14 protein-coding genes are annotated in these 23494 nt (G+C 28.4%); 4 read left to right on the top strand and 10 right to left on the bottom strand.

Annotated elements, in window-relative coordinates; all coding sequences use genetic code 11:
* Positions 1–287: 287 nt before the first annotated feature.
* Genes AAGV33_RS00700 through AAGV33_RS00690 form a run of 3 tightly spaced genes read right to left on the bottom strand, consistent with a single transcriptional unit; the run spans position 288 to position 4731 of the window.
* Complete coding sequence (locus tag AAGV33_RS00700; protein WP_373389982.1) at positions 288–1985, bottom strand: response regulator; 1698 nt, start codon at positions 1983–1985, stop codon at positions 288–290.
* Positions 1982–2608, bottom strand: a complete 627-nt coding sequence (locus AAGV33_RS00695) for a hypothetical protein (protein ID WP_373389981.1) — start codon at positions 2606–2608, stop codon at positions 1982–1984. Before AAGV33_RS00695 ends, AAGV33_RS00700 begins: the two co-directional genes overlap by 4 nt.
* A gap of 5 nt (positions 2609–2613) precedes the next feature.
* On the bottom strand, positions 2614–4731 hold the full coding sequence (locus AAGV33_RS00690; RefSeq protein ID WP_373389980.1) for a reverse transcriptase family protein: 2118 nt from the start codon (positions 4729–4731) through the stop codon (positions 2614–2616).
* A 479-nt stretch (positions 4732–5210) separates the two neighbouring features.
* On the opposite strand from AAGV33_RS00690, the gene AAGV33_RS00685 reads away from it, so the two are divergent.
* Genes AAGV33_RS00685 through AAGV33_RS00670 form a run of 4 tightly spaced genes read left to right on the top strand, consistent with a single transcriptional unit; the run spans position 5211 to position 9780 of the window.
* Positions 5211–6437, top strand: coding sequence for a hypothetical protein (locus AAGV33_RS00685; RefSeq protein WP_373389979.1), 1227 nt, complete (start codon positions 5211–5213; stop codon positions 6435–6437).
* Entirely contained in the window at positions 6434–6886 is a 453-nt protein-coding gene (locus tag AAGV33_RS00680; protein WP_373389978.1) for a hypothetical protein, read from the top strand. The genes AAGV33_RS00685 and AAGV33_RS00680 overlap by 4 nt, the downstream gene beginning before the upstream one ends.
* Complete coding sequence (locus tag AAGV33_RS00675; RefSeq protein WP_373389977.1) at positions 6883–8739, top strand: DUF3732 domain-containing protein; 1857 nt, start codon at positions 6883–6885, stop codon at positions 8737–8739. Before AAGV33_RS00680 ends, AAGV33_RS00675 begins: the two co-directional genes overlap by 4 nt.
* Before the next feature lie 3 nt (positions 8740–8742).
* Entirely contained in the window at positions 8743–9780 is a 1038-nt protein-coding gene (locus AAGV33_RS00670; RefSeq protein ID WP_373389976.1) for a nucleoid-associated protein, read from the top strand.
* A 77-nt stretch (positions 9781–9857) separates the two neighbouring features.
* On the opposite strand, the gene AAGV33_RS00665 is transcribed toward AAGV33_RS00670, so the two are convergent.
* The 7 genes from AAGV33_RS00665 to AAGV33_RS00635 all read right to left on the bottom strand — a co-directional run bounded on the left by AAGV33_RS00665 (position 9858) and on the right by AAGV33_RS00635 (position 22696).
* On the bottom strand, positions 9858–11354 hold the full coding sequence (locus tag AAGV33_RS00665; RefSeq protein WP_373389975.1) for a Fic family protein: 1497 nt from the start codon (positions 11352–11354) through the stop codon (positions 9858–9860).
* A gap of 312 nt (positions 11355–11666) precedes the next feature.
* Positions 11667–16802 (bottom strand): DEAD/DEAH box helicase, encoded by a 5136-nt coding sequence (locus AAGV33_RS00660; protein WP_373389974.1) that lies wholly within the window; start codon positions 16800–16802, stop codon positions 11667–11669.
* A complete protein-coding gene (locus AAGV33_RS00655; protein ID WP_373389973.1) occupies positions 16802–17581 on the bottom strand; it encodes a hypothetical protein in 780 nt (259 codons plus the stop codon). Before AAGV33_RS00655 ends, AAGV33_RS00660 begins: the two co-directional genes overlap by 1 nt.
* An 80-nt stretch (positions 17582–17661) precedes the next feature.
* On the bottom strand, positions 17662–19389 hold the full coding sequence (locus tag AAGV33_RS00650) for a hypothetical protein (protein ID WP_373389972.1): 1728 nt from the start codon (positions 19387–19389) through the stop codon (positions 17662–17664).
* Positions 19376–20845, bottom strand: a complete 1470-nt coding sequence (locus AAGV33_RS00645; RefSeq protein WP_373389971.1) for a hypothetical protein — start codon at positions 20843–20845, stop codon at positions 19376–19378. The genes AAGV33_RS00650 and AAGV33_RS00645 overlap by 14 nt, the downstream gene beginning before the upstream one ends.
* 244 nt (positions 20846–21089) lie before the next feature.
* Entirely contained in the window at positions 21090–22319 is a 1230-nt protein-coding gene (locus tag AAGV33_RS00640) for a relaxase/mobilization nuclease domain-containing protein (protein ID WP_373389970.1), read from the bottom strand.
* A complete protein-coding gene (locus AAGV33_RS00635) occupies positions 22304–22696 on the bottom strand; it encodes a plasmid mobilization protein (RefSeq protein ID WP_373389969.1) in 393 nt (130 codons plus the stop codon). The genes AAGV33_RS00640 and AAGV33_RS00635 overlap by 16 nt, the downstream gene beginning before the upstream one ends.
* Between the last annotated feature and the right edge of the window lie 798 nt (positions 22697–23494).

The following is a 23494-nucleotide window of genomic DNA, read 5'->3' as shown; positions in this document are numbered from 1 at the left end:
CCATTTTATCCATGATTTGAAAAAGTTATCTATTCGACAAGGATGAATTTTATGTATTATTTTTAGGTTAAATCCACCGTGAGTTACATCGTTATTTGTTTGAGCCTTTGCTATAACCCCAATTAATTGGGGTTATAGCAATCGTGGTCAATAAAAATAAAAGCTAAAATATCAGTTATGTCTGGACAATTCTAAACCATTTTATAGAGGGTTTGATAAATTTAAATAAATTTAAGGTAGCTTGATTGTTCTCTATCTTCAATTTGAATATTTAGCTTTTATGAGCTTTATTCTTTTAGTTTCGAACAGGCATCAAAAATTAATCGAGTAATTAATTTTAGTTCCTCTACAGTAAAATTCTTTTTACTCCCATGAAAGTAATTATTTCGAGATTTACTTAACTCAATAATAGATTTACTTTTTAAATATGGTGAAGCATCAATTTCAAAATAATCAATAAAAAGGGCAGTTAAAAAAAAAGACAATCCAGCGTCAAAAGAGCTACTCTCTTTTATATAAGGCTCACCTTTAATTAAAGTGCTTCTTTTTAATTCATATTTATACATAATAACCTCTTCGAATCCAATCCGATATCTGTAATTTTCGTATTTTAGATAATAATCTTTGAAAAGTTCAAGAAAATTATAGAAGGAAAGAAAAGCAATGTCAATTGTTACAGGACGCTCTATGTTTATTAGCATTAATGCAGATACACAAACTTTTAATTGGCCCTTGAGATTTTTAATAAGAAATTCATAATCTGAGTTATCTGAAGTGTTTGCTTTCTTTAGAAACACAGAAATTTCATTACATATTAATATAAGATTTTTTATAAATGCTTTTTCTGAGGCTTTTTCAATACTCTCTTTGAAATTTTTTATTGAATCCGATGTTGAATCCGAAGTTATAATATTTTCTGGAGAATTTTTAAGTATAAAATACTCTGCTCCGGTAAGTTGTAACTTCTGTAAATTCCAAACTTTGTTTGAGGCCGTAAATACGATAACTTGTATGCCGAGGTTCTTTCTTTTTATTTCTTCCAGAATTTTAAAACCAGAGATATTCTCAGGAGTCCTATCTTTATCAAAATCTTCCTTGAATAGTCGCAAATCTAAAATTACAATATCAGGATCAAAAGATTCTATCTTTGATTTAATAAATGGACCTCCAACAGAAAATTCTTTGTCGCTAAAATCATATTCAAGAGTTTTAAATTGATAGGATAAATTGCTTTTAAAAACATGTTTAAAAATTGTATCCCATCCCTTGTTCCATTCATCATCAATGTATAGAATTTTTCCCTTTCCTTTGAAGTTAATATTAGGAGGAGATGTTTCAAGTGAAATTGGATTTTTTAAAGAAAGATATTTATAATAAAGTAAGCCTTCGGTGTTTTGCTTAATTCTTGCAAATGATTCATCAGATTCACCTATTTGTAAAATTTGCGACCATCTAAGTAAACTCCATTCATTTGCGATGGCATGATGTGAATCATATTCAGCGCAAGGCTTAATTTTCATTTTGAATAAAAAATCATCAATATTTGTTAATGATTTTAACTTGTTTTCATTAAAAAGTTTGATGTATCTATTTAAATCTTTTGAATTATCTTCCATTAAATAGACACCTTCAGTAAATAATATTTCTGATAATTCACCAGTAATACCTAAAAATTGACAAGACTCTTGACTAATAAGAACTATTGGAATATTACTTTTTCCTTTTAAGTTGTTAGTCATTCTTATGTGGCAAGCTAAACGTATGCCGTAATATTCCATAAAGTTCTGTGTCAAACCAACTTTTATAAATATTATATCGCTTTGATTAATTTTTTGTCCTAACTCTTTATTTACAATTTGATCGTGAATATAGAAATCTACATCAGAGATATCGGAATCGATGTTAAAGACAAATTGCTCGTCAAATTTAAAATACTCCTCGGTATTCAAAGCGGTATTTTGACTATGGACTATCAGTTTGTTCATATTGAATCGTAGATTAGTTTGTCCAAGGTTAATTTGAATTGTTTTATTTGATCTTCATTGATTTCTAAAAAGTCACCCTTATCTAACCAATCTAAATCAAAATCCTTGATCTGGTTTTTTGGAATTTTCAAATCTGTTATTCTTTTAATTGTTTTTAATTGAAATCTTAAGTTTAGATTTTCTTTGATTAGTAATAATTGATTTGTTTTCCATTTTGCACCATATTGCAGAATTAATAAATTTATAATGTTATGCTGGTTTGAATGATCGCTGAACATTTTTAAATTGTTAGAATATAAATCTTTTGAATTTATAAGAAGGTACGGAAATGTTGAATCATTGTAAAAACTAGAAGATATACCTCCTGAGAAGAAAACAAGTGCTTTTTTATTAGTTTTACAATAAGTTTTAATGATTTCGCGCTGCGTATTGGTCAAAGCTGACCTGTGAAATATAAGGCAGTTAAACATATCGAGCTTAATTGTAATTCCTTGATCTAAGTCTATTTTTAAATCGGACAAATCCGTCTCGGTAATTATTTGTATATTTTCAATTGACTTGATGTCGATATCAATAAATTGATTCATTCTTCCGATTCGATCCTCTACTAATGCGATTTTCATGATAATTATTTATAAAACTTAAATATATATTTAAAACCATCTACTTGATCTATTTTTACGTAAGGAGGAGTGTCTTTATCGGAGTCTAAAAAATTTATTCTTATTGGACCTTCTTTAAATTCAGATTCTATACTCCATTCACAAAGGTTTCTTAAGTGCATGCTTATCGTTCCAAAATCTCCACTTTCCAAGCTTAGTTTTTTATCTTTTATAGATTTACCTTTAGCTGTTGAACCATGATGTATTATTTCTAAGATATTGCTGTCCGGTTCATCCACGAGAATATAGCTTACAAATCTATGCTCGGGTCTTTTCTGAATGTTTTCAAAAATTAAAGTTAGTGCTCTACTGAAATAATCGACGTCTGTAAAGAAATTTGTATTTTCTAAGTTTTGCATTTCTTTGATTTCGAAACCATTTAAATGTTTATCGTGTTTTTCCAGAAGCAGATCTTGCAGTATTGAATTTTCATCTCTAATTTCTATTTCATTTTTAAAAATATCAATTACTTGTTTGAACTTTTGAATTGTCTCATTTCCTCTATTAGTTTCTAATCTAAATTGTGCATTTTGTGGTAAAGTAAAATTTTCAGGTTTTATATCACTGATCTGCATTTCTTTCAAAAGCTCGGGTGAACTCCATCCAAATTTAACTCGGTAAATACCCCAGCCTTTTTCCCCAACTTTCTCATTAAAAAGGAAGGACATAATTTTAGCATGTAATTCTTTTTTAAGGCTTTTCAAATATTCGCTCACAGGATTGAATTCTTTACTGGCCTTTTTAAGAAAATCAGGTAAATCTTTAAAAATGTCTTCATCTTGTCCAGCATCCCAATTATGTGTTGAGTACTTTAAAGCACTATTGTTTAAGGTGAACTTATTTAGTATTCTAACCAATTCTTTTGGTGTATGTAAGACAGGTAGCTTAAAATCCTCGTTGTTTTCGACTTCGGGCATCCCTAATAATGTTGATTGATCAGCTACAATATTTTCATTTTTTTGTATGCTTATATTTAATAACAACTCAAATCGATCATTTAATTTTATATAAGTAGAATTGTCAAATCCTCTAATCATTTTTAAATAATTTAGTTTCCCACTTAAAACATTAGAAAGATCTGGTGTGTTAGTTTTAGGATTGATTTTATCTTTTAAATATTGCTTGATAAAAAAATTTGAAGCATACTCGTATCCAAATTTTTCCCAGACATATATCCAATGTCTAATTTGCTTAATATAGTTATTATGTACATTCGGTTTATGATTAACTACCAAACCAGTTACTTCCTGACGATAGCCTCTTTTTTGTAAACGTGTTTTGGAATCTTTAATATTAAAATTTTCTTTTTCAATAATTCTTTGGACTTCAGCAATAAACTCACCATTTTTCTGATAAACATTATGGTCAGAACTAAACGTTATATCATCAGCATATCTTGTATAATTTAAGGAAAATCTTTTAGCAACCGCCAACAAATAGTAATCCAATCGCTGACAAACAATATTGATTAACGTGGGAGAAGTTGGAGCTCCTTGTGGGATAACATTTTTTATAACTTTATTCCATTGATTGTTAATAGTGTCAAATCGTTCAACTTCCATTTCATGACAGCATAAACAAGCGATAATGTTAGCTAGTTCAAGACGTCCGGTTTGCTCGTTCAAATTAAAAGGAGCTACTTTTAATCTCCCCCAAAGCCGTGCTTGATCAATGCTTGAAAAAAAGTCTTTTAAATCAAGATTAAAAACATAATTCTTTCCTGAATGTACAATTGCATTATCAACTATAGATTTGCCAATTACAAATCCGGTTGCGGCAGGATTAACTTTATAAGTACTTTGGAATATTAGATTAATACATTTTTGTAAAGCTTTTAAACCTGATACAGGAGAATGTATTGTCCTATCCCCACCCGACTTTTTCTTTATTACAAATCTGGTATATCTATTTTGCTTACTTTTCGAACTTATATAATAGTTTATATTCTTTATTTCAAAAGGATGTGTATCTTCTCCATAGATCTTTTTTTTTACAAAATTCAGTAACGATAAAAAATCGTCTTTGCTTTTCATTTCATGAAAAGTAGTATTGATGTAATCTATTAAGGTTTGATCTAATTTCATTTATTGTTTGAAAATGTTCCGAAGTCCGCTGTGTTTTCTTTGTTTATGAAACCCTTAAAATATTAATATAAAAATAAAATAAAGACAAAATAAAAAAAATAGATAAAACCAAGAGTAATTAAAAATCACAGAGAAAATAACTATCTAACTTTTAGCCTCAAAAATAATTCTGAGACTGCCAACCGAGTACAGCAGGCGAAATCAAAATCTTAAGCGGATCTTCAAGGAACGGATGCAAAGTAATAAAATAAATATGATTTTCATTATAAATTTTCAATGCTTTACAGTCTTTTTTTAGTTATTTCTAATCTGGTTATGTTTTCTTTAGCAGAAAAATATACACTTTGTATTAAGTCCAAAACATATAACTGTAGTGAAAAATTGGATTAAATTTATAGTGTAAATCTTTCAAGTAATTTATTCTAATCAATCATATTAATAAAGAATAATTTTTTTTTGTTAAAAACTAACTTTCATCTATGAGTACAATTCAAGACCAACATACTGCCGGACCAATAGCAATAGGATTTGATTATCAATTCTATTACTTCATGTACTTAGCAATTGATCTTAAACAAGGACAAAAGATTGGTTTTGAAGTTAAAGATGATGTCCATATTGACAAGCAAGACGGAACAACAATCTTGTATCAGACAAAACATTCGATTGTAAAGAATGCAAATGGGGATATACAGAATCTAACTACTTTAGATATTGATCTATGGAAAACACTAAACAATTGGACTGATTTTATTAATGCAGATAAGAAAAACTCTAGCTTTCTCAATGAGAATGAATTCATTTTAGTTACCAATAAAAGCGAAAACAATAATGATTTTATAACTACATTGACTCTATTCAAATTCGATAATGATATTGATAAAGTAGTTTTGAAAATAAATGAATTGGAAAAGAAAACCCAAGATGAAACCTTAAGGAAGTATATTAAAAATTTTGGTAAGATCAGTAAAAATAAACTTAAACTGTTCTTGAAAAAATTAGTCATAGAAACTGATAATGACGGAATAATAAAAAAGATCAAGAATAGAATTTTAGAAAAATATTATCAAGCTGATTTAGTTGACCCAATATTTGAAAGCTTATCTTCAAATTTGAATATGGCAAAATATTTAGACATTAAAGATCGAAAGAAATTTGAGATTTCGAGTGAAGATTTTGCTAAGAAGTTTGGTAAATGTTTTAAAGTTGCAACAGAAATTAAGCCTTTACCTAGAAGAGAATTTCCTGTTCTATTACCAGATGATTTAGAAAATCAAATTTTCATAAAGCAATTGCTTGACATAGGAGAAATACAAACCGGTTCAAATGATATTAGAGATTACACTACTCAAATGCTTAAGTTTTTAAATCATTTTACTTATTGGTCTGAAGAAGAAAATTTCATTTTACTTACCGATATAAAGGAATTTAAAAATAACAGTATTCAAATATGGACAAACGAATTTAAATCAAAATATAGACAAATAGAGAGAAAAGTAAGTGCTGGGGCGTTTCTTAATGACTTAGAAGATGATGTCAAAAACTTGGCTCTTGATTTAGTTGATTATATCAGAAAGCAAGATTTATCCATACCTGGATTTTCTGCTTTAGGTGTTGAATTTAGTAATGGACATTATTACTCTCTATCCGATAACCTTGAAATAGGCTGGCATTTTGATTGGGAAAATAAATACAAAAATAAATGAAAGAAATTTACTACGTATATAACAACGAAGCAATAGCAAGTTGTATTTTTTTGTCAATTATAAATAATGTTGAGAAATTGGACATTGCTCGTTCGTGTTTGATTTTACCATTTTTATTGGATGATAGAACGGTTAGTTATTTATCAAGAAACCTAGATAATGAATTAGAATTAGAGCAACTGATAAAAGAACAATCAAGATTGTTTACATCTTTCAATAAAAGGTATTTGTCATTATTACCAGTCGCTATTAATTCTTTGGTATTACTAAACAATAGTAATCAAGTAAGCTTAGGAAGTGAAATAGAAAATAATGCCATTCTAAATTTAGAGAACAAAAACCTAGGAGATAGGTTTACTAAAATAGAAGAAGTTATGCCTAAGTTTTTATTAATGTTGGAAAAACATAGTACTATCCAACTTTACAAAATCCTAAAAATACAATTATGAAATTTATACTTCACGAAATAAAGCTTTGGTTTAAGGATGAAAATGCAGAACCTAAAAGCTATCATTTTTTAGCCGATAAAGTAAATGTTATAACTGGAGATTCAACTACTGGTAAAACAAGTTTTTGGAATATAATAGACTATTGTCTTTTATCAGGTAAAGTAACCATTCCAACTGAAATCATAAACAAAGTTTTATGGTTTGGAATTCGATTTACAGTAAATGAAAAAGAAATATCAATAGTTCGAAGAACCCCAAGTAATGGCTCAGTTTCTTCTGATGTATTCTTTAATTTGGGTGGTTTTCCTGATAATCCTGAGGGCAACAAGGAAGTTGCAGAAATCAAGGCAATTTTAGATGAGGAATTTGGAATCACTGATGCTTTGAGATTTCCTTATGGAAAAGGATTAGGTAAAACAACATTCAATATTTCGTATAGACACTTTTTGCTTTTTAACTCATTAACACAAACTATTATTGATGCACCAGAAACGTATTTTGACACTACATTTTATGGGAAAGAAGAATACGACAAAGCGTTAAGTCATATTTTCGATTTAGTTATTGGCGTAAATGATATGGAGAATATCAAAGCCATTGAACGCCTACAAGAAATTGAAGCCGGACTAAAAGCAATTCAAAATCAGGAAAAGGGCAATCAAAATAAAATCAAAAATTTTGAAGCAGAAATATTTAAACTGGTCGAAAAATGTAAAGCATATAAGTTTATTGAATATTCTGAATCTATCGACAGTGTAGATGACGCAATATTGGTGATTAAAGAAACGATAGCCAATACAAAAAAAGTTGCGGAAAATTCAAAATTATTTTCAGAAGTTGATGGTTTGTACAAAAGCAGGAATGCAATACAAACCCAAATTAATGCCATAAGTCAATACCAAAAAGAATACGATCTATATAAAAAGAACCTTAACAAATCTGCTGATAGCTTACAGCCTATTGAGTTTTTAAGTCAGCAATTATCAGATCAATTAGTAGATTCATACGAGACAAAACTATTTGTCGAATCATTAGAATCTTCCTTGAAAAACATAAAGGCTAATCTTTCAAAAAAAATTACCGAACCTCTGAAAGTTACAGGAGATGTGAAAGAATTACGAACGCAAATCCAGGAAATAGATAAACAAATAGCTAAGCTGAATGAAATAAAAAAGAATTATCAATCCGAAGGAGAGAAATTTATTGTCCTTGGTGAAATAAAGTATGCTTATGAGCAGATATTGAAGAAAGAGGTAAGCAAACCTATTGATAAAATCAAACTGAATAGCTTAAATGAGGAAAAAGAAAGATTAGCAAAAGTCCCGCAGGAAACATCACAAATTAAATTTTTGATGAAAACAGAGTTGAATCAAAGTATTCAACGAAATTTCAATCTATTAAACTCTTTGCCAACATATAAGAGTAGTCGCGTGGAGTTTAACAGTGATAAAATGATACTACAATTAATTCCTGATGGACAAATGTTTCCATTGGATAATGTTGGGAGTGCCTCGAATTATATGTTTATGCATTTATGCGTCTATTTAGGACTACACGAACACGTTTTAAATATTGAGCAGGATCATATACCGGAATTTTTATTTATAGACCAACCTAGTACCCCTTATTACGAAGGGAAAAACGATGATAAAGCAAAACTAATTGACGCTTTTACATTATTAAACTCGTTTGTTGATTATATCAGGGTGAAAAAAAATAAGCATTTTCAAATTATTATGGTTGAACATGCGTCTAAAGATCACTGGATAGACAACGAATTATCTTATTTCCATACTGTAGCTGAATTTTTTGAAGGGAAAGGATTAATACCTAATGATATTTACAATAGCTAGCAAATGAAAGACATGGCATTAGGACAAATGGATAAACTAATTATCCATTTTGTTGGAAATAAAAACAGTGGAGATGGAGTTCGCTTTTCAGATGATCTTACAAATTTTGGAGATATTGAGCATTATTTTAAAAAGTTAGTAGATACTAACTTCAAATTAGAAGAACTGTTTTCTTTTTATTCCTTACCAAAAATTGAATTGAATCCAATGTATCAATTTATTAGTTCAGTATTTGAAGATAATAATTCATTTGTTGAACAGTCTCATAATAGCGCCCGCTATTTATATGATAAGAGTATACATCCTCAGATTAAAGCTGGAGAATTATTAATGGTATACTTTAAAGATTGTAAGATTGGTGAAGAACAAGCAGATGCCATAGGTGTATTTAAATCAGAAAATAAAGATACTGTTCTTAAAGTTTGTAGTTCTAATGACGGATTTAATTTAAAAGATGAAAAAGGAATGAATATTAATAAATTAGATAAAGGATGTCTAATTTTTAATATTCAAAAAGAAAATGGCTATTTAATTGCTGTAGTAGATAATACCAATCGTAGTACCGAAGCTCAATACTGGAAAGAACATTTTTTGAATGTACAGCCTATAAAAAATGATTTTCATCAAACTCAGCAATTTTTGGGGATAGCGAAACAATTTGTTACTAAACAATTATTACAAGATTTCGATGTAACTAAAACAGATCAAATAGATTTTTTAAATCGTTCTGTAGATTATTTTAAAAATCACGAAAAGTTCGATAAACAAGAATTTGAGAAAAAAGTATTTGAAGATGATAGTTTAATTGAATCTTTTCAAAATTTTGATAAAAATTTCAGGAAAGATAATGAAATCCCGCCTGCTGAAAATTTTGAAATTTCAAATAAAGCTGTAAAGAAACAAACTCGTGTTTTTAAAAGTGTATTAAAATTGGATAAAAATTTTCACATATATATACATGGAGATAAAAAACTGATTGAAAATGGAACAGACGAAGTCGGAAGAAAATTTTATAAAATATATTATGAAGAAGAAAGTTAGTAATCAAGGTAGTATCTCAATAACTGTGTAAGTTAAAAGTCAAAGTTTCGTTTTTTATAGTCGAAGCATTTTTCAACTTACACACTTTTTGGGATAGTGTCTATTATTTTCAATTTTGCTTCATCATGTTCTTTGAAGGCATTGCTTTGGGTAAGATGATTTTCTAATGCTTCCATATCGTTTGCTATTAGCGTTGCACTGAATTCTTGTGCTCTTTGTAACATCCTTATGTAAACTGCTGGATCATCGTTTCTAGTTAATCTTCTTAACGCTCCCAAATAATCATCCCGATATACTGTTGGAATTATGATTCGTGTTTGATTTGCTTTTACTAATTCGGCATTCATCATTACTCTTGCAATTCTACCGTTTCCGTCTAAAAATGGGTGTATTTCGCTTATCATGAACATAATGTAAGCTGCTTTGGCAAATGGTTCTTGTAGTGCTTGGTAGTAATCAAACCCCTTTATTAAAGTTCCTCTTACTAAGGTATGGTCAACAAAATGGGTTTCTCCTGCCCGGTTGTTTTTGTCCTTGAATTGTCCAGGCTTTTTTGAGGTTCTGGCTGCCAACAGTATTTGATGTCTGTATTGCAAGATGTTTAGTAATTCGTCAGGATTTGAAGGTGTTGTACTCATTTCCTTTAGATTGCTTACTAATTTATATGTTCCTAAAATGTCGTGTGAATCTTCGTCACGATTTGGAATTGGTATTTCGGTTTGAATGATGCTTTTGGCTTCTTCGATTTCAAAAATAGTTCCTTCAATATAGTTAGAGAAATACGCTTCAAAGAAAGCAAAGTTTCTAAAAGCATTGGCCTCGATATTTATGTCTTGTCTGTCTTTATATGGTTGTTGTTGTAATTCAACAAACAATTTTTCGAATAATTCCAAGCGATGTTTGTCGTAAGGATTTCCTAGAGCTCTGGCAACTGCTATTGGTGAAGTTAGTATTTTGGAAGGTTTTGTTGACAGTAAAGCACTTATTAGTTTGTTTAGCTTTTCAAACTCGGATTGCATTCCTAATTTCTCCGCTATTTCTCTTGCTTTGTCTCTGAATTGGTTTAGTCCTTCTTCTCCTTTTACCTGTACTATTTGTTCCAGTTTGTTTTCTATTTCCGGTAAGGTAATGGTTTTGGAAGTAGGTCCTACTTGACGAGACGATTGTAGATTTTCCAGAAAAGCTCTTTCTTGTTGCGATACGAATAATTCTCCAGAAAATGGATTGTCGCCTTCAATCGCTGGCATTCCTTCCATGAAACGAATGGTTATTCCTGGTAACTCAATTTTCTTGGTATAGGTATAGGTTACAAATATTTGATTTGCCGTAGTTGGTTTGAATTCTAATGCAGAACGATGACTTAATACCGCTCCTGGATATAATTTTCCTAAAACAGTAAAAATATTTCTTCTAATAATTACCTCTTCAGACTCATTGAAATTTGATGTATAAATACGTGGAGCAATTTTTTTTATTTGCCCTGTTTCTTCCAATTTTCCTAATTGTCTGCTTATTGCAGTATCGCTTGAAGCAAAAATTATTTCTTGTAGATGGATTGGTATGTTATTTTCCATTAGAATTCCTTTTATACTTCAAAAATAGCTATTAATTTCCAGTAAAACATTGTTTTCTGCAAATATTTTCCATTACGTATGTTTTTTTCTGTTTTTATTTTCCAATAAAAGCACATAGTACTTTGGTGTTAGGGATATTTTTCCAGTAAAACAGTTTTTTTTAATAATATTTTCCAGTAAAGAGATGATATGGCTCTCTTTTATTACAAAAATTAATGATATTGTTGACTATATTATGGCTCTACACCTAAAAAATGATGATAGATTACTTCTACATCTTAATTCTAATAATACTATAGTTTGTTTTCTTTATTAAAAATCCATTGGTTTAAAAATTTTACAATTATTTTTTGTTACTAACGATTGTATATAATAGTCACTCCATAAAGGATGTGTAACTAGTGATTTAGTTCCGTCAGTATATAAAATAATATAGTTGTTTTCTTGAAATTCTAATCTTGCATTTAGTCTGTTTTCAATCAATTTACTTAAATAATGTTCAAAATAAGAAATCCAATATTCTTGACTATAATCCATTTTAGCATTTGAATCGTTACACAGTCTAGCTAAATCTAGAGCATACCTCCAATTTAATAAATTATGATGGTTTTGATTGTAATAGTCTCTCAAACAGTCATAACAAGAAAAGAAACAAGTTAAGTGATCTTCTTTAATAAGTCCTTTGTAAATAGCTCCATCTGATAATAGATTAGAAATAAAGACTTCGTTGGCTTTATCTTTATCTGTTTCTCCATTTAGATAATTGGTATAACCTGCACCGTTTTCGGCTGTTTCAACAATAAAAATCTCATGGTTTCTTAATTGAGGCGAAATTCTGTACCCAACATTGAATTCATTACTTTCTATATCTAATGAATGGCAAATCGATTTTCTAATCAAGTAGCCAAAAGAAAGAAAAATTGCTTTTTGAAATACATCATTATTATCTAATTCTAATTGGTCATTAATTGTATTAAGAGAAATTGTTAGCACCCCTGTTTTTTTTGATGCTAACAACGCATAATTCTGCTCGTTTTCGACAATTTTATTTCTATCCTGTAGTAATTCTTTAACAACCCATTCGTTAGAATTCTTTATGTTACCCATAAAGAAAAAATCACCATTATTATCATTGATTTGATGTACTATTCCTTCATCAGGAATTATATTCGATGATATTAATATGTTTTTTAAATTTACTTTTTTCTTTAAATCCGAGTTTGGATCTAAAGTAACTTCTCCAGCTCTTGCATTAAATTCAAATCGACCATCAAAATCTTTTATATTGCTATCGTATTCAATCAAATATCCTTTGGGTGTTATTGCGTTAATCTTGGTTACAATACCTTGTATACATTGCGTGCATTTAAAATTGTCTGGTAATTCTGTGTAAATTGTTTTACAAGTTGTACAGGTGTATATATCACTTTCACTAAGACCTCTTCCATCTTCGGTAACTACATGACCATTTTTGTTTTTATAATGAACAACACCAATACTTTTTAGGACTACTTTATCTTTAACAATTTCACTGCCAGGAGCAAATTCTGAAATAGAAAGTCCCAAATTTCTTGAAACTATATTAGTGGTATTTAATTTGTCTGGATATTTTGTATATAAATTTCTTAATTGAGTAGGGAAACCAAACATTGGCAGCAAACCTGCATTTGCCAATTTTTCGCTTAAATCTTCTTGTGGAAAATTCACTTTATCATCACACGCTTTATCAATGTTCTCAATAAGTTTCGAAACATGTTTATCATATATTTCGTCTTCTGATTCTAACAATTTTGTTCCAATCTTGAAGACTTTAATTATATCTAAAATTTCAGGTTTATTAGTTAAAATATATTTATTTATAGATGTCTTATTATTTTTCCAATCCCAGTCTTTTCCAAAATTTCCATGAACACTTTTAGAGTTAACTTCTAAACTTGAAAAGGCTTTATTTAAAATTTCTTTATTTACAAATCTTAATAAAATTTGTTCCCTATTCATTTCTAAATAGGGATCTGATGGCGTTGATGATACCATTCTATGTGATTCATTATAATGGGTTTGATCGTGCGAATTACCCTTAGCAATTGTTAAAGCAATTGAAACGGGGCTACCTCTTCGCCCCGCACGACCAACTCTTTGTTGGTAATTAAATCGTTGGGGGGGCACATTTCCCATCATTACAGCGGTAAGAGAACCAATGTCGATTCCTGCTTCCATTGTTGTAGTTACACTTAACAAATCTATTTCCTCAACTAAGTTATTTTCAGTTTCCATCATTCTACCTTGGAATAATCTTTGGCGTCGTCTTCCTTCCGCTGGGTCTGTTTGTCCTGATAATTCTTCGCAGTGCAATCTTCTGACTTCGAATTTGTCTTGTTTAATTATATGTAAATAATAATTATTTTCTAAAATTCTGTTTACATCTTCATCAATGGCTAATTCTAATGAATTATTACAACAATTGGTACATACATTTTCAAAATTTATTATTTGAATATTACTACACACTTTGCATTTATATGTATTCTCTCTGTCCGCTTTTAAGACAAAGTTTAATTTGTTACCCGTTAGAATAAATTTATTATTCTTATTTAGTTTATTCTCACTTAAAATTTCAAGGAAATTATCTTTAAAAGGATTTTTATATCCATTAAAATCCAAACACTTTCTTGCATATTTCCACACTTTAAGTGGAATTGAATCCCCTGAGTTTCTATTGTCAGTAGATTCAATTCTATAAGATTCGCCTAATAACTTTATACAATTCAAAACGAATGCTTTGTCATAAGGTAAAACTCCATTTAAAACGGGGCTTATATAACCAATATTTAAAGCTTCAAATGATCTTCTATTACCTGCCAAAAGACCTATAATTATCTCATTTTTTAACGACAACAGCGTTTTATTATAAAGGTTTTCATCACTATATTGTTTGAAATATTTTACTTCAAAATCTGCTTGATTGTTCCAGTTTTCTTTATGCATATCTTTAGACAATGAATCTTTTGGACCACCCGGATTGGTTCCTGTATGCAAAATTTCATAGGCAGTTTTAGTAACTAAGTCGTCTATTGTTATCCCTTTGTTTTTATTATTATTAATTTCTTTTTTTAATTCTTCAAAAATCAAAGGATCTTCATCGTCTAAATACGTATCAATTTTATCATATAAATCGGAAATTTGGTTATTGCTTTTTTTATACTCCCTTAACTCTTTTCTATCTTCTTTTGAAATACTATCCTCTAAATATTCAATCAAATAATCGTAGATTTTTGAATTGCTTTCAATTTTTGAGAGTAAAAATGAACGCACCATATCCTTGTAATGATCCATTTCAATACCTGCAGATAGTTTCGCTGCAGCTTGACGACTATCAGAAAATAAAACAAGTTTGGCATTTTTTTTATCTTTCTCGGCTAATGTTCTAACTAAAATATCAGCCATCAATTGGTTTACCTTTTGCACCCCTGTATAATGCCTATGAATTGGTGTAAGGGAATTTTCATCTACTTTATCATCTCTTAGTTTTGCTCCACAACAAACACAAATATTAGGATATTGAGACTTGTAAGAAGAATCGGGTCTAAATACTAAGGCATTATTATCTAATCTTTCCGATAAATATTCACTATTCTGATAATCAATATTTATAAATTTCCAAGTTTCAAAATCTTTATTATTCTCTAAATCCTCAATACTAATTTTATTTTTTACATTATTAAAAATCACTCTATTGACATATTTATCTTTATCAATAGAAAAGTTTTGCAACATTTGAAATGTTGACTTTGTTCCTTGATTTTCTTTCCTAATCCAAGAGTTTAAATATATCTCACCACATTGACGACAGTTTAATAATTCTAAAATAACTGAACCACATTGACATTTTGTTTGAGGTCTTTTGTATAATTTTCCAATATTTCTACCCTCAAACTTAAAATCATTATCTACTTCTGAACAGCATGGATTAGAACAAGCCCATAATCCGTCCACATTTCTAAAGAACAAATGTGCTCGTAATGGTTGTAATGTATTTTCTTTTTCATCCTTTAACGCTGTTAAAACATATAAAATGTTTTCAAAAGCTCTTATAGCTTCCTCGTTTGTATTTTTAGGAAAAATTAGATTGGCAACTTCATTTGCCTCTTTTGGTTTCTTTAAATAAAATCTTAATGTGTTTAATAAATTATGTTGCTGAAATATTGATTGAATTTCATCTTTTGAATATTCATTAATTTCCAGAAAATCATTTGCGTTTAAAACAGTAGGGATCTCTTTTACTTCATTTATATTTTCATCTTTTATTATAGAAAACTTTTCATCTATTTCTATATCAGTTAAGCCAAAAAAACCAGCAATGAATTTCTTCACTCTTTCACTTTCTTGCATAGAGGCACTTGAGCAAAGAAATTGTAATTGTTTAGAATTTGGCTTTAAACCTAATCTATTTAATAATAATCTAAGTAAATAAGCAACTTCCGTTCCGCTAGTACCACGATATGAGTGAAGTTCATCAATAACTAAATGAAAAATGTTGTTTTCAGATTCTTCTAACCATTCTTTTGTTGATTCAAAAATATTATTTTCATCACCTCTCATCATCATAACATTTAGCATGCTATAATTGGTTATTAAAATGTCAGGTGGAGTGTCTTGAATCGACCAACGATCACATAATTCTATTTCAACATCAGTATTTGGAATATCATATAAATAATCTTCATCAATATCATCGTTTTCTGAAACGAATTTTTTAATAGAGTCCCATTCTTTTTTTATTTTTTTTAATTCTTCTTGATTTTTTTTAATAACGGTTTTCTTATCTCTATCACCAGAAGTAGGAGTTAATGATGTGTACCTTGAGAATGTTATATAATCTTTATTTAAGTTACTTTCAAACCAATTGACAACATTTTCTGAAGACAATGATTTTCTTAATCTACGCATTTGATCTTCTGCAAGTGCATTTAAAGGATATAATATTAATCCTCGTAAAGCTGTAGAAGAAGATTTTCCTGTATTTGCATTTTTTATTTTTTCATTAAGAATATCATACATTAACGGAAATAAAAAACATTCTGTTTTTCCAGAACCAGTACCTGTTGTAACAATAATGTTTTTTCTATTTACAACAGCTTCTTTTATTGATTGAAACTGATGTGAATATAATTTACTTTCCGTTGAACCTCTATTTACAAATAGACCATTTGAAGCAAATTCAGCAAATTTTTCGTTTAATGAGAGTTCCTTACAAATCTCATTTAATGACTTATATTCTTTATACTTTGGAGTAAACTCAATAATTGGATATTTTGTAATTGTATCACCTGTATTGAATAATTGGCTACGTTCATCTTCTAGTCTCTTATTACTAAAAAACAAACTCGTATCTATGTATTTTTTATATGTTTCTCGTAATTCTCTCCAAGTGTTAAATACATTTTCCATTATTCTAAGGTGTAATTTAAATTAAGTATTTTACTTATTTTTAAAAATTGCTTTAATTCAATTTTAAACTGATTATTTACAGGTATATGACCTGTTTCCATTATGTGATTCAGTAACATGATTTTATACAGATATACCGGATAAGTGTAATATGATTTTAACTTTATTTCACCAGATAACTTATTATACTTAAACAATGATTTATTAGCGTCAATAAGCTTTAAAGTGTTTACCTTTTCATACTCATCTGGTTCAATTAAGAAATATTTGTTTTTAAACAAATACAAATACTTGAAGTAATTTCCATTATAAAGATAACATTTGTATAGTTTATTGCTTTCTATAATATCATTACTTTTTTCCCAACTACATTTTTCCGAATTGTACTTTTCTAATTTAGTTATTTGCCCTAAATCATTAAAAACAACTGGTTCCCAATTTTTGATAATTAATTTAACTTGTTGCAATAGATTAATACTATGATTTAAAATAAAAACCATTTTATTTACCTCATAATCAAGAATATTAATATTTGCGTCTTCAAAAATAGTTAAGCCCAAATATTGCTGTTTAATCAAATGATTACTGCTTTTTAAAATCTCTTCAGGAAAATTTACCCCTATGGTGTAGTTGTTTTTTGTATTTGTAATTATTGATGTATTCGATAATGAATATCTGCTTTTTTCCACTTTATCAATAATCCCAAGATTTAATAATTGAAATAGATAATCAAAATTTAACTTGTTATTCTCAAAATCAGAAATGTTATTTGAAAGCAATCTTTTTATTCGATCAAATGATAAGCTCTTTTCGCCAATATTATAATTGTAAACGAATATGTTATATAACAGCCCAACCATTACATAAAATAATTGTCTGAATAATCAGGATATTGATTGTTCACTTCAAGTTTAGCTAAATTCAAACCTACTTCGGCATCAATTTTTTGATATGAATAGTCTAAAGTATGTGGTAAAAAAGCCCATTTTTTAAAAGTAGATTTGTTTATAGGAAGTCCAAAATCATCAATCTCAGAATCAACAGCTATAAGAATGAAAAATAGATTATCAGGCCAATTGTTTTCAGTTCCAGGTATTTTAGTCCTTATCTTATTTCTAATATCTAAAATTGATTTTCCATAACATTCAAAACTAGCCACATTGAAGTCTTGCAAAATGAAAAAATGCAGTATTTCTTTATTTGCGATTGCTCTTTGACAAATTATACTAAATCCATTTTCTTCAAGATATTTATATTTTAACCAATCTGCTTCTGCATTTTGAATCATTATTTCATAACCTCCTAAATGTTGAATTGAATTTAGAGTTAATTCAATTGAATTTCCAATTAAAAAACGATTTTCTTTTAATATGTATAACGCATTCTTTAATTCAGCTTTTAATGAAATTTTGGATTCAAACTGATCATAAAAATCATCTAAGTCAACAATTGACGATGAATTATTTGATGAAATGATTTCATAATAATTTTTAATTAATTCATTTTTAACTACTGTACTACTATTATTTATTCCTGCAGCTAATTGAATGGAAAGAATTAAATCCTCTTTTTTATTTGAAATCTCTTCAGTTTCTTTTATTATTTTATTACAATCAAAGGTTAATTTATTTAATTCGTTGTGTTTTAATTTAATTTCTGACTCTAAAGTATTTTTATGTTCCTCCTTCTTTTGAATACTTAAATCTATTTCTTTTAATGTTTCTTCTTCAAATCTTACTTTATTCTCAATAATAACTTGATTGACTAACAAAGTCCAATCATCCCTTTTAGAGCTTATTTTTTTTAATTCTTCATAAGATAATTTTAATTCTGATAAATAATTTGAAGCTCGTTCTAATCTAACGTTATCCAAACTAGAATTCCCTTTATTTAGCGATTTTATATTATCATAAGTTTTACTAATTAAATTGATTTCTGCTCTATCAATAGATAATTGACTTTTTAAAAAATCCATTAATTGATTAACAGTCATACAATCTATTACATCAATTTTATTTTGAGGTTCTTCTAATAAATAACTGAATTTAAAATTTTCAACCTCTATTAAATTTTTAATATCATATTGAAATGAATGAACAAACGTATCTTTTTTGGGTAGAATTTTTGCATTAGTTGTCTTAAAGGGACCACATATCTTTTCATTATCACACAAATAAAAATTTCCAAGTTCCTCTTTAAGATAATCCTTCGATTCAAAATAATTATTTAATTCTTCTAGATTAATATAATTTGTTTTTAAATAATCGTTCGGAACATCTATGATAAGGCTTCCAGTTTTTTTTATTGATTTCAAGTGAATGTAATAATTCCTTCCTTCGATTATTTCTGTATTTATTTTTCCTGGAATAATCTCAACTAATTGATTAATTGCACCATCTGGCAGAAATTTGAAAATTTTATCTGAAAAAATTTTCGAATCAGTTTGAAAAAAATCTTTAATAGTTTCTTCATCCTTAATATAATCTTTATCTCTTGTAAAAGCAACAACTTTACAATTGCCTCCTTCTCCTTGTCCTGCTTGATTTCTATCTAAAATTATCGAGTAAATCTTTTTAATACTTTCCATTCCTGCTATTTGATATTATTTTTAGTAATTGACTACCAGACTTAACTTTACTACCATTAATGGTTTTAATCCAATTATTTATCGTTAGTGTTTCTATCTTGACATTTTCTTTGTATTTCAATAATAAGCCATTAATACATCCTATTTCTTCATCTTTATAATCTAAAGAATAAAATTCTAATGATTTTATTTTATCATTTATGGAATAATCTAAAATCGGCAATTCAACTAATTCAAAATTGTAATTACTATATCCATTTATCCTTATTGTATATTTTCCAACTCTATTCATCTCATCTTTACCTATTCTTTTTTTATTATAATAAATGTGATAATGAATATCTTCTTTCAAATAAATTTTTGGTGGATGATTGACAAAATACTTTTTCTCACCAGATACTTTAAATCCTTTTAATTCTATTGGATAATCACCTCTTACGATATTTTTAAAAAAATCAGGCAAATTATCTGAATTTATTATTTTATAAATTAAAATATTGTGTTTTAAATTTTGGTAATCTATTGATGGAAATACATTTTTTAACATCTTTATCTCATTTGAATTAGATGGAGAATTATAAATCAATATTATATTATTATCGTTTAACAAAATTGAATTAACTGACTCATATTCATTAGGATAATTTTTATTTTCTTTAAAAATAATGAACCTTTTATTGCTGATTAAAGAATTTAATTTGTCCAATTTATTATAATATTCATCATATAATAACAATTCACTTGGACTAAATTTTATAATATAGTTTTTGTTAGAAATAATATTTTTAAAACTCAAATTTTGATCTTTAACAACCCAATCATCTGAACAATAAAAATCAAAAATTTGTTTTAATTTTATCTTTAGTTCAACTTCTGACCATTGATTATCATTTTTTGTATTGTTTTCTCTGCGAAAATTATTTCTAAAATTTGATATTTCATTAAGGTAATATTTTTTAAAGTCTTGAAAAGAAATTGATTCAAACCCATTTTTAATTGCAGAGAAAAAAGAATTATATTCTTTTAAATCTTCATGATTTAATACAATTTGTGAAATAGGAAACTGTATGAATCTTCCTTTGTATCTTGTTGTTTCAGGCAATATAATTTTCACACTCTTATTTTTAAAAAACGCTTGAGCACTTAACCAAATTTTTTCTTGAACTTTAAATTCACTATCATAATCTTCAGCAAAAAAGGAATTTAATTCATTTGTATTCTTGACTCCTATCAAATCTGCAAAATGGACTTTAAAATTAGCTGCCGTTATACCGTTATGATTCTGCATTTTTGATGCTGCAAGACATTGTAAAGCTATTAAGCCAAAATATTGAGGAATACCTTCTTTTTCTTTTAATAAATAAGACCAACTTTGATAATTAATTTCTTTAAAATCATCTAAATTTATGTCATATTCAGCAACAAACCCATCAATCTCACTTATTGGAATTGACAAAGAATTTATTTGAGCAGGAATACAATTATTTATGTAATAATAATAAACCCATTTATTGAACTTGCTATATGATGTCATTTAAAATTATAAGAAAAGGATTTCCGTAAATGTAAAAAAAGGAAATGATATAAAATTGCTGACGGAAGAAAAAAGAAGAAAAATAACGCAAAATTATTTATCGATAAGGAGAATGGATTTTATGACTTGGTTTGAATGCTGAATATGCTTCTCATTTAAGAATTTCTTAAATCCTCCTTGAATTCCTTTTTTTCTTCTTTTGTTTTAGATCTTTTGGGACATGATCATTTGTGTTTTCAGCTTGCAGTAAAACCGCCATAGTATTAATCTTCAAATGGTTTTGCAATTCCAAATTTTGAGTGGTTTCAGAAGCAGCTAAAATTGATTTTTGATGTGTAATATTCAATGCACAACTTTCTAAAATACCTTTAGCACTAAATTCTTTCCCCAGGCTACTTCCATTAAATACCGATTGCGTTTTATGGTCAACATAAGTAATCCCATAAAGCTGTCCCTCTTTGCTTTTTCTTAAAACCACATGAACCCCTTCTTTTTGCAATTTGGTGGCTAATTTTTCAGGAGAGTTAAGCTGTTTGTCCAATAAAGCTAGTCTAATAGTGTTCTTTAAATGACTTTTGTGAGATTGCTTTTTAATCTCGTTAGCCTTGAATTTTTCTTCTAAAAATTTTAAAGTCGGTTTGTTATAAAAATCACTTGCTTTGATTGGAACCCCAATGGGTTTTGAATCTTTATCCAATATTTTATAAAGCAGTCCATTGTTTTTAAAAACTCTGGAATCTTCTGTACCCCTGTCAGCATGAACATTGTACAGATTTAGAACAGCATTAAGTTCTGGAAGATTGGAATATTTGTATTCGAATAAAACCTTATTTAAAACTCCGTTAATCGCTTTTTTAGATTCTGCTTTTCCGTATTCAATACTACGACTAACAATAGGCTGCAAAGAATATTGCTCTTTAGTTTTTCTGCCTTCCGCTTTTACAAGTCCAAAAAGTTCTTCAATTTCTTTGCGTGCAGGTTCTGATTTTCGAATACCTAAAAGATGCAGATCAATTCGTTTTCCATCTCTTTGAATATTATTAGTAACCACATGCAAATGTGGATGTCCCGCATCGTGATGTTGATACACTAAATAAGGCTGTTTTCCAAAACCAATTTTATCCATATAAGTGTCTGCGATTTCAATTAGTTTTTCTTTGGAATACTTTTCTGATGGGTCAAAATTCAAAGAAATATGCACACTGTTTCGCTTTGCATTTTCATTAAGTGCAGCCAGTTTTAAAAATCGATTTAACTTTAAATTGAAGCTCAATTTTTCCAACTTTAAAGGATAATTTACGGCATTAAGACACTCCGCTTTTCCTGCTTTAACTTTATTTTCATTGTAATTCAAAATGCTGTTTATCGAATGACTTGTTTTTATAATTGCAACCATTGTTCCGCTATTTTTTGAGTGTGTTTGCTAATAAAATCCATTTTGTCAAAAAGCAATTTTCTATGAAGTTCAAACAAAAAAAGTTGCTCTTTAAATTCAGGAAGTAATTTCAAGGAATTTACTTTTTTAGCAATTTGATTGATATTATTTCCAATAGCCCGAAGTTCAGAAGTTAATACAATGGTTTCTTCCATTAAATCATCCAAAGATTGATTCCGGTAAGTGCTTATAATGGGTTTATTGAATAAGTGTTTCCGAATATAATCACTTAACTTTCGGCAGCAGCTAGTTTTAAACTTCCCTTCAATTTTTGCATACTCTTGTTCTGTCAGGCGCAGCGTAATTCTGCGAGTTCTGTTTGAATTTTCTCTTTCCATCCTCTTTCATTTTCATAATTTTTCAAACTCTACGCTTTTAAATGTCTCCACCGCCGAGTTCCGAGGTAAATGGTGGCAAGATAGGCGGTTGTCCGACAACCGTTCATCTTGCTGATTGCAGGAACGAGGCAATTTTAGAGATTTTTAAAAGTCATCTACTAAAGTATAATTTGCTTAAGACCTTACCAATCCTCATCAAATTTTGATTAGGATGCGTAAAAAAATGAAATGGGATAAATTGAAAATATGAAGTTGATAATACCATTACCATTCATACATTTCAAAAGAAAAAGGAAAAAAAGAAAGCCGTTCTTCAATTGAATATAGGCAAAGAAAGTGCTATAAGTCCCGAAGGGTGACAGGCTTAGAAACTAAGCTTGTCATTATGCGCACTTTCTTTGCCTATATTCAATACCTTAGCTGGATTTTTTCTCCTTTGGAATGGAGTCTAAAAACATATAAATATTCTTGAAAAATCTTTTCGTTTTAGTTTCTTTTGAAAGGGTACACTTCTACAAAATCCAATAAAAAATAATGCCTGAAAGAAGTGTACTTTTTCAAACAATATAACTTTCTAAATCCACAAAATTCTGAGGATTTATCCGAAGGTTTTTGTGGATATCTGGAAGATTTAATAACAATATTAATGACTTTACCAGACTTTGATAAGCTACACATTTTATGTTCTTTATTTCTATTTTTCTACTCATCTTTTGAAAATGTTTAAAAAAACTTAAATTTTTCTGTTTTAATAAAAACAAGTTTACATTTGTAAAATATAATTTCTAAAAGTTTGAT

Source organism: Flavobacterium magnesitis (assembly GCF_041729735.1).
In the GTDB taxonomy this organism is placed as follows: Bacteria; Bacteroidota; Bacteroidia; order Flavobacteriales; family Flavobacteriaceae; genus Flavobacterium; species Flavobacterium magnesitis.
This window is presented reverse-complemented; position numbering and strand designations above follow the sequence as displayed.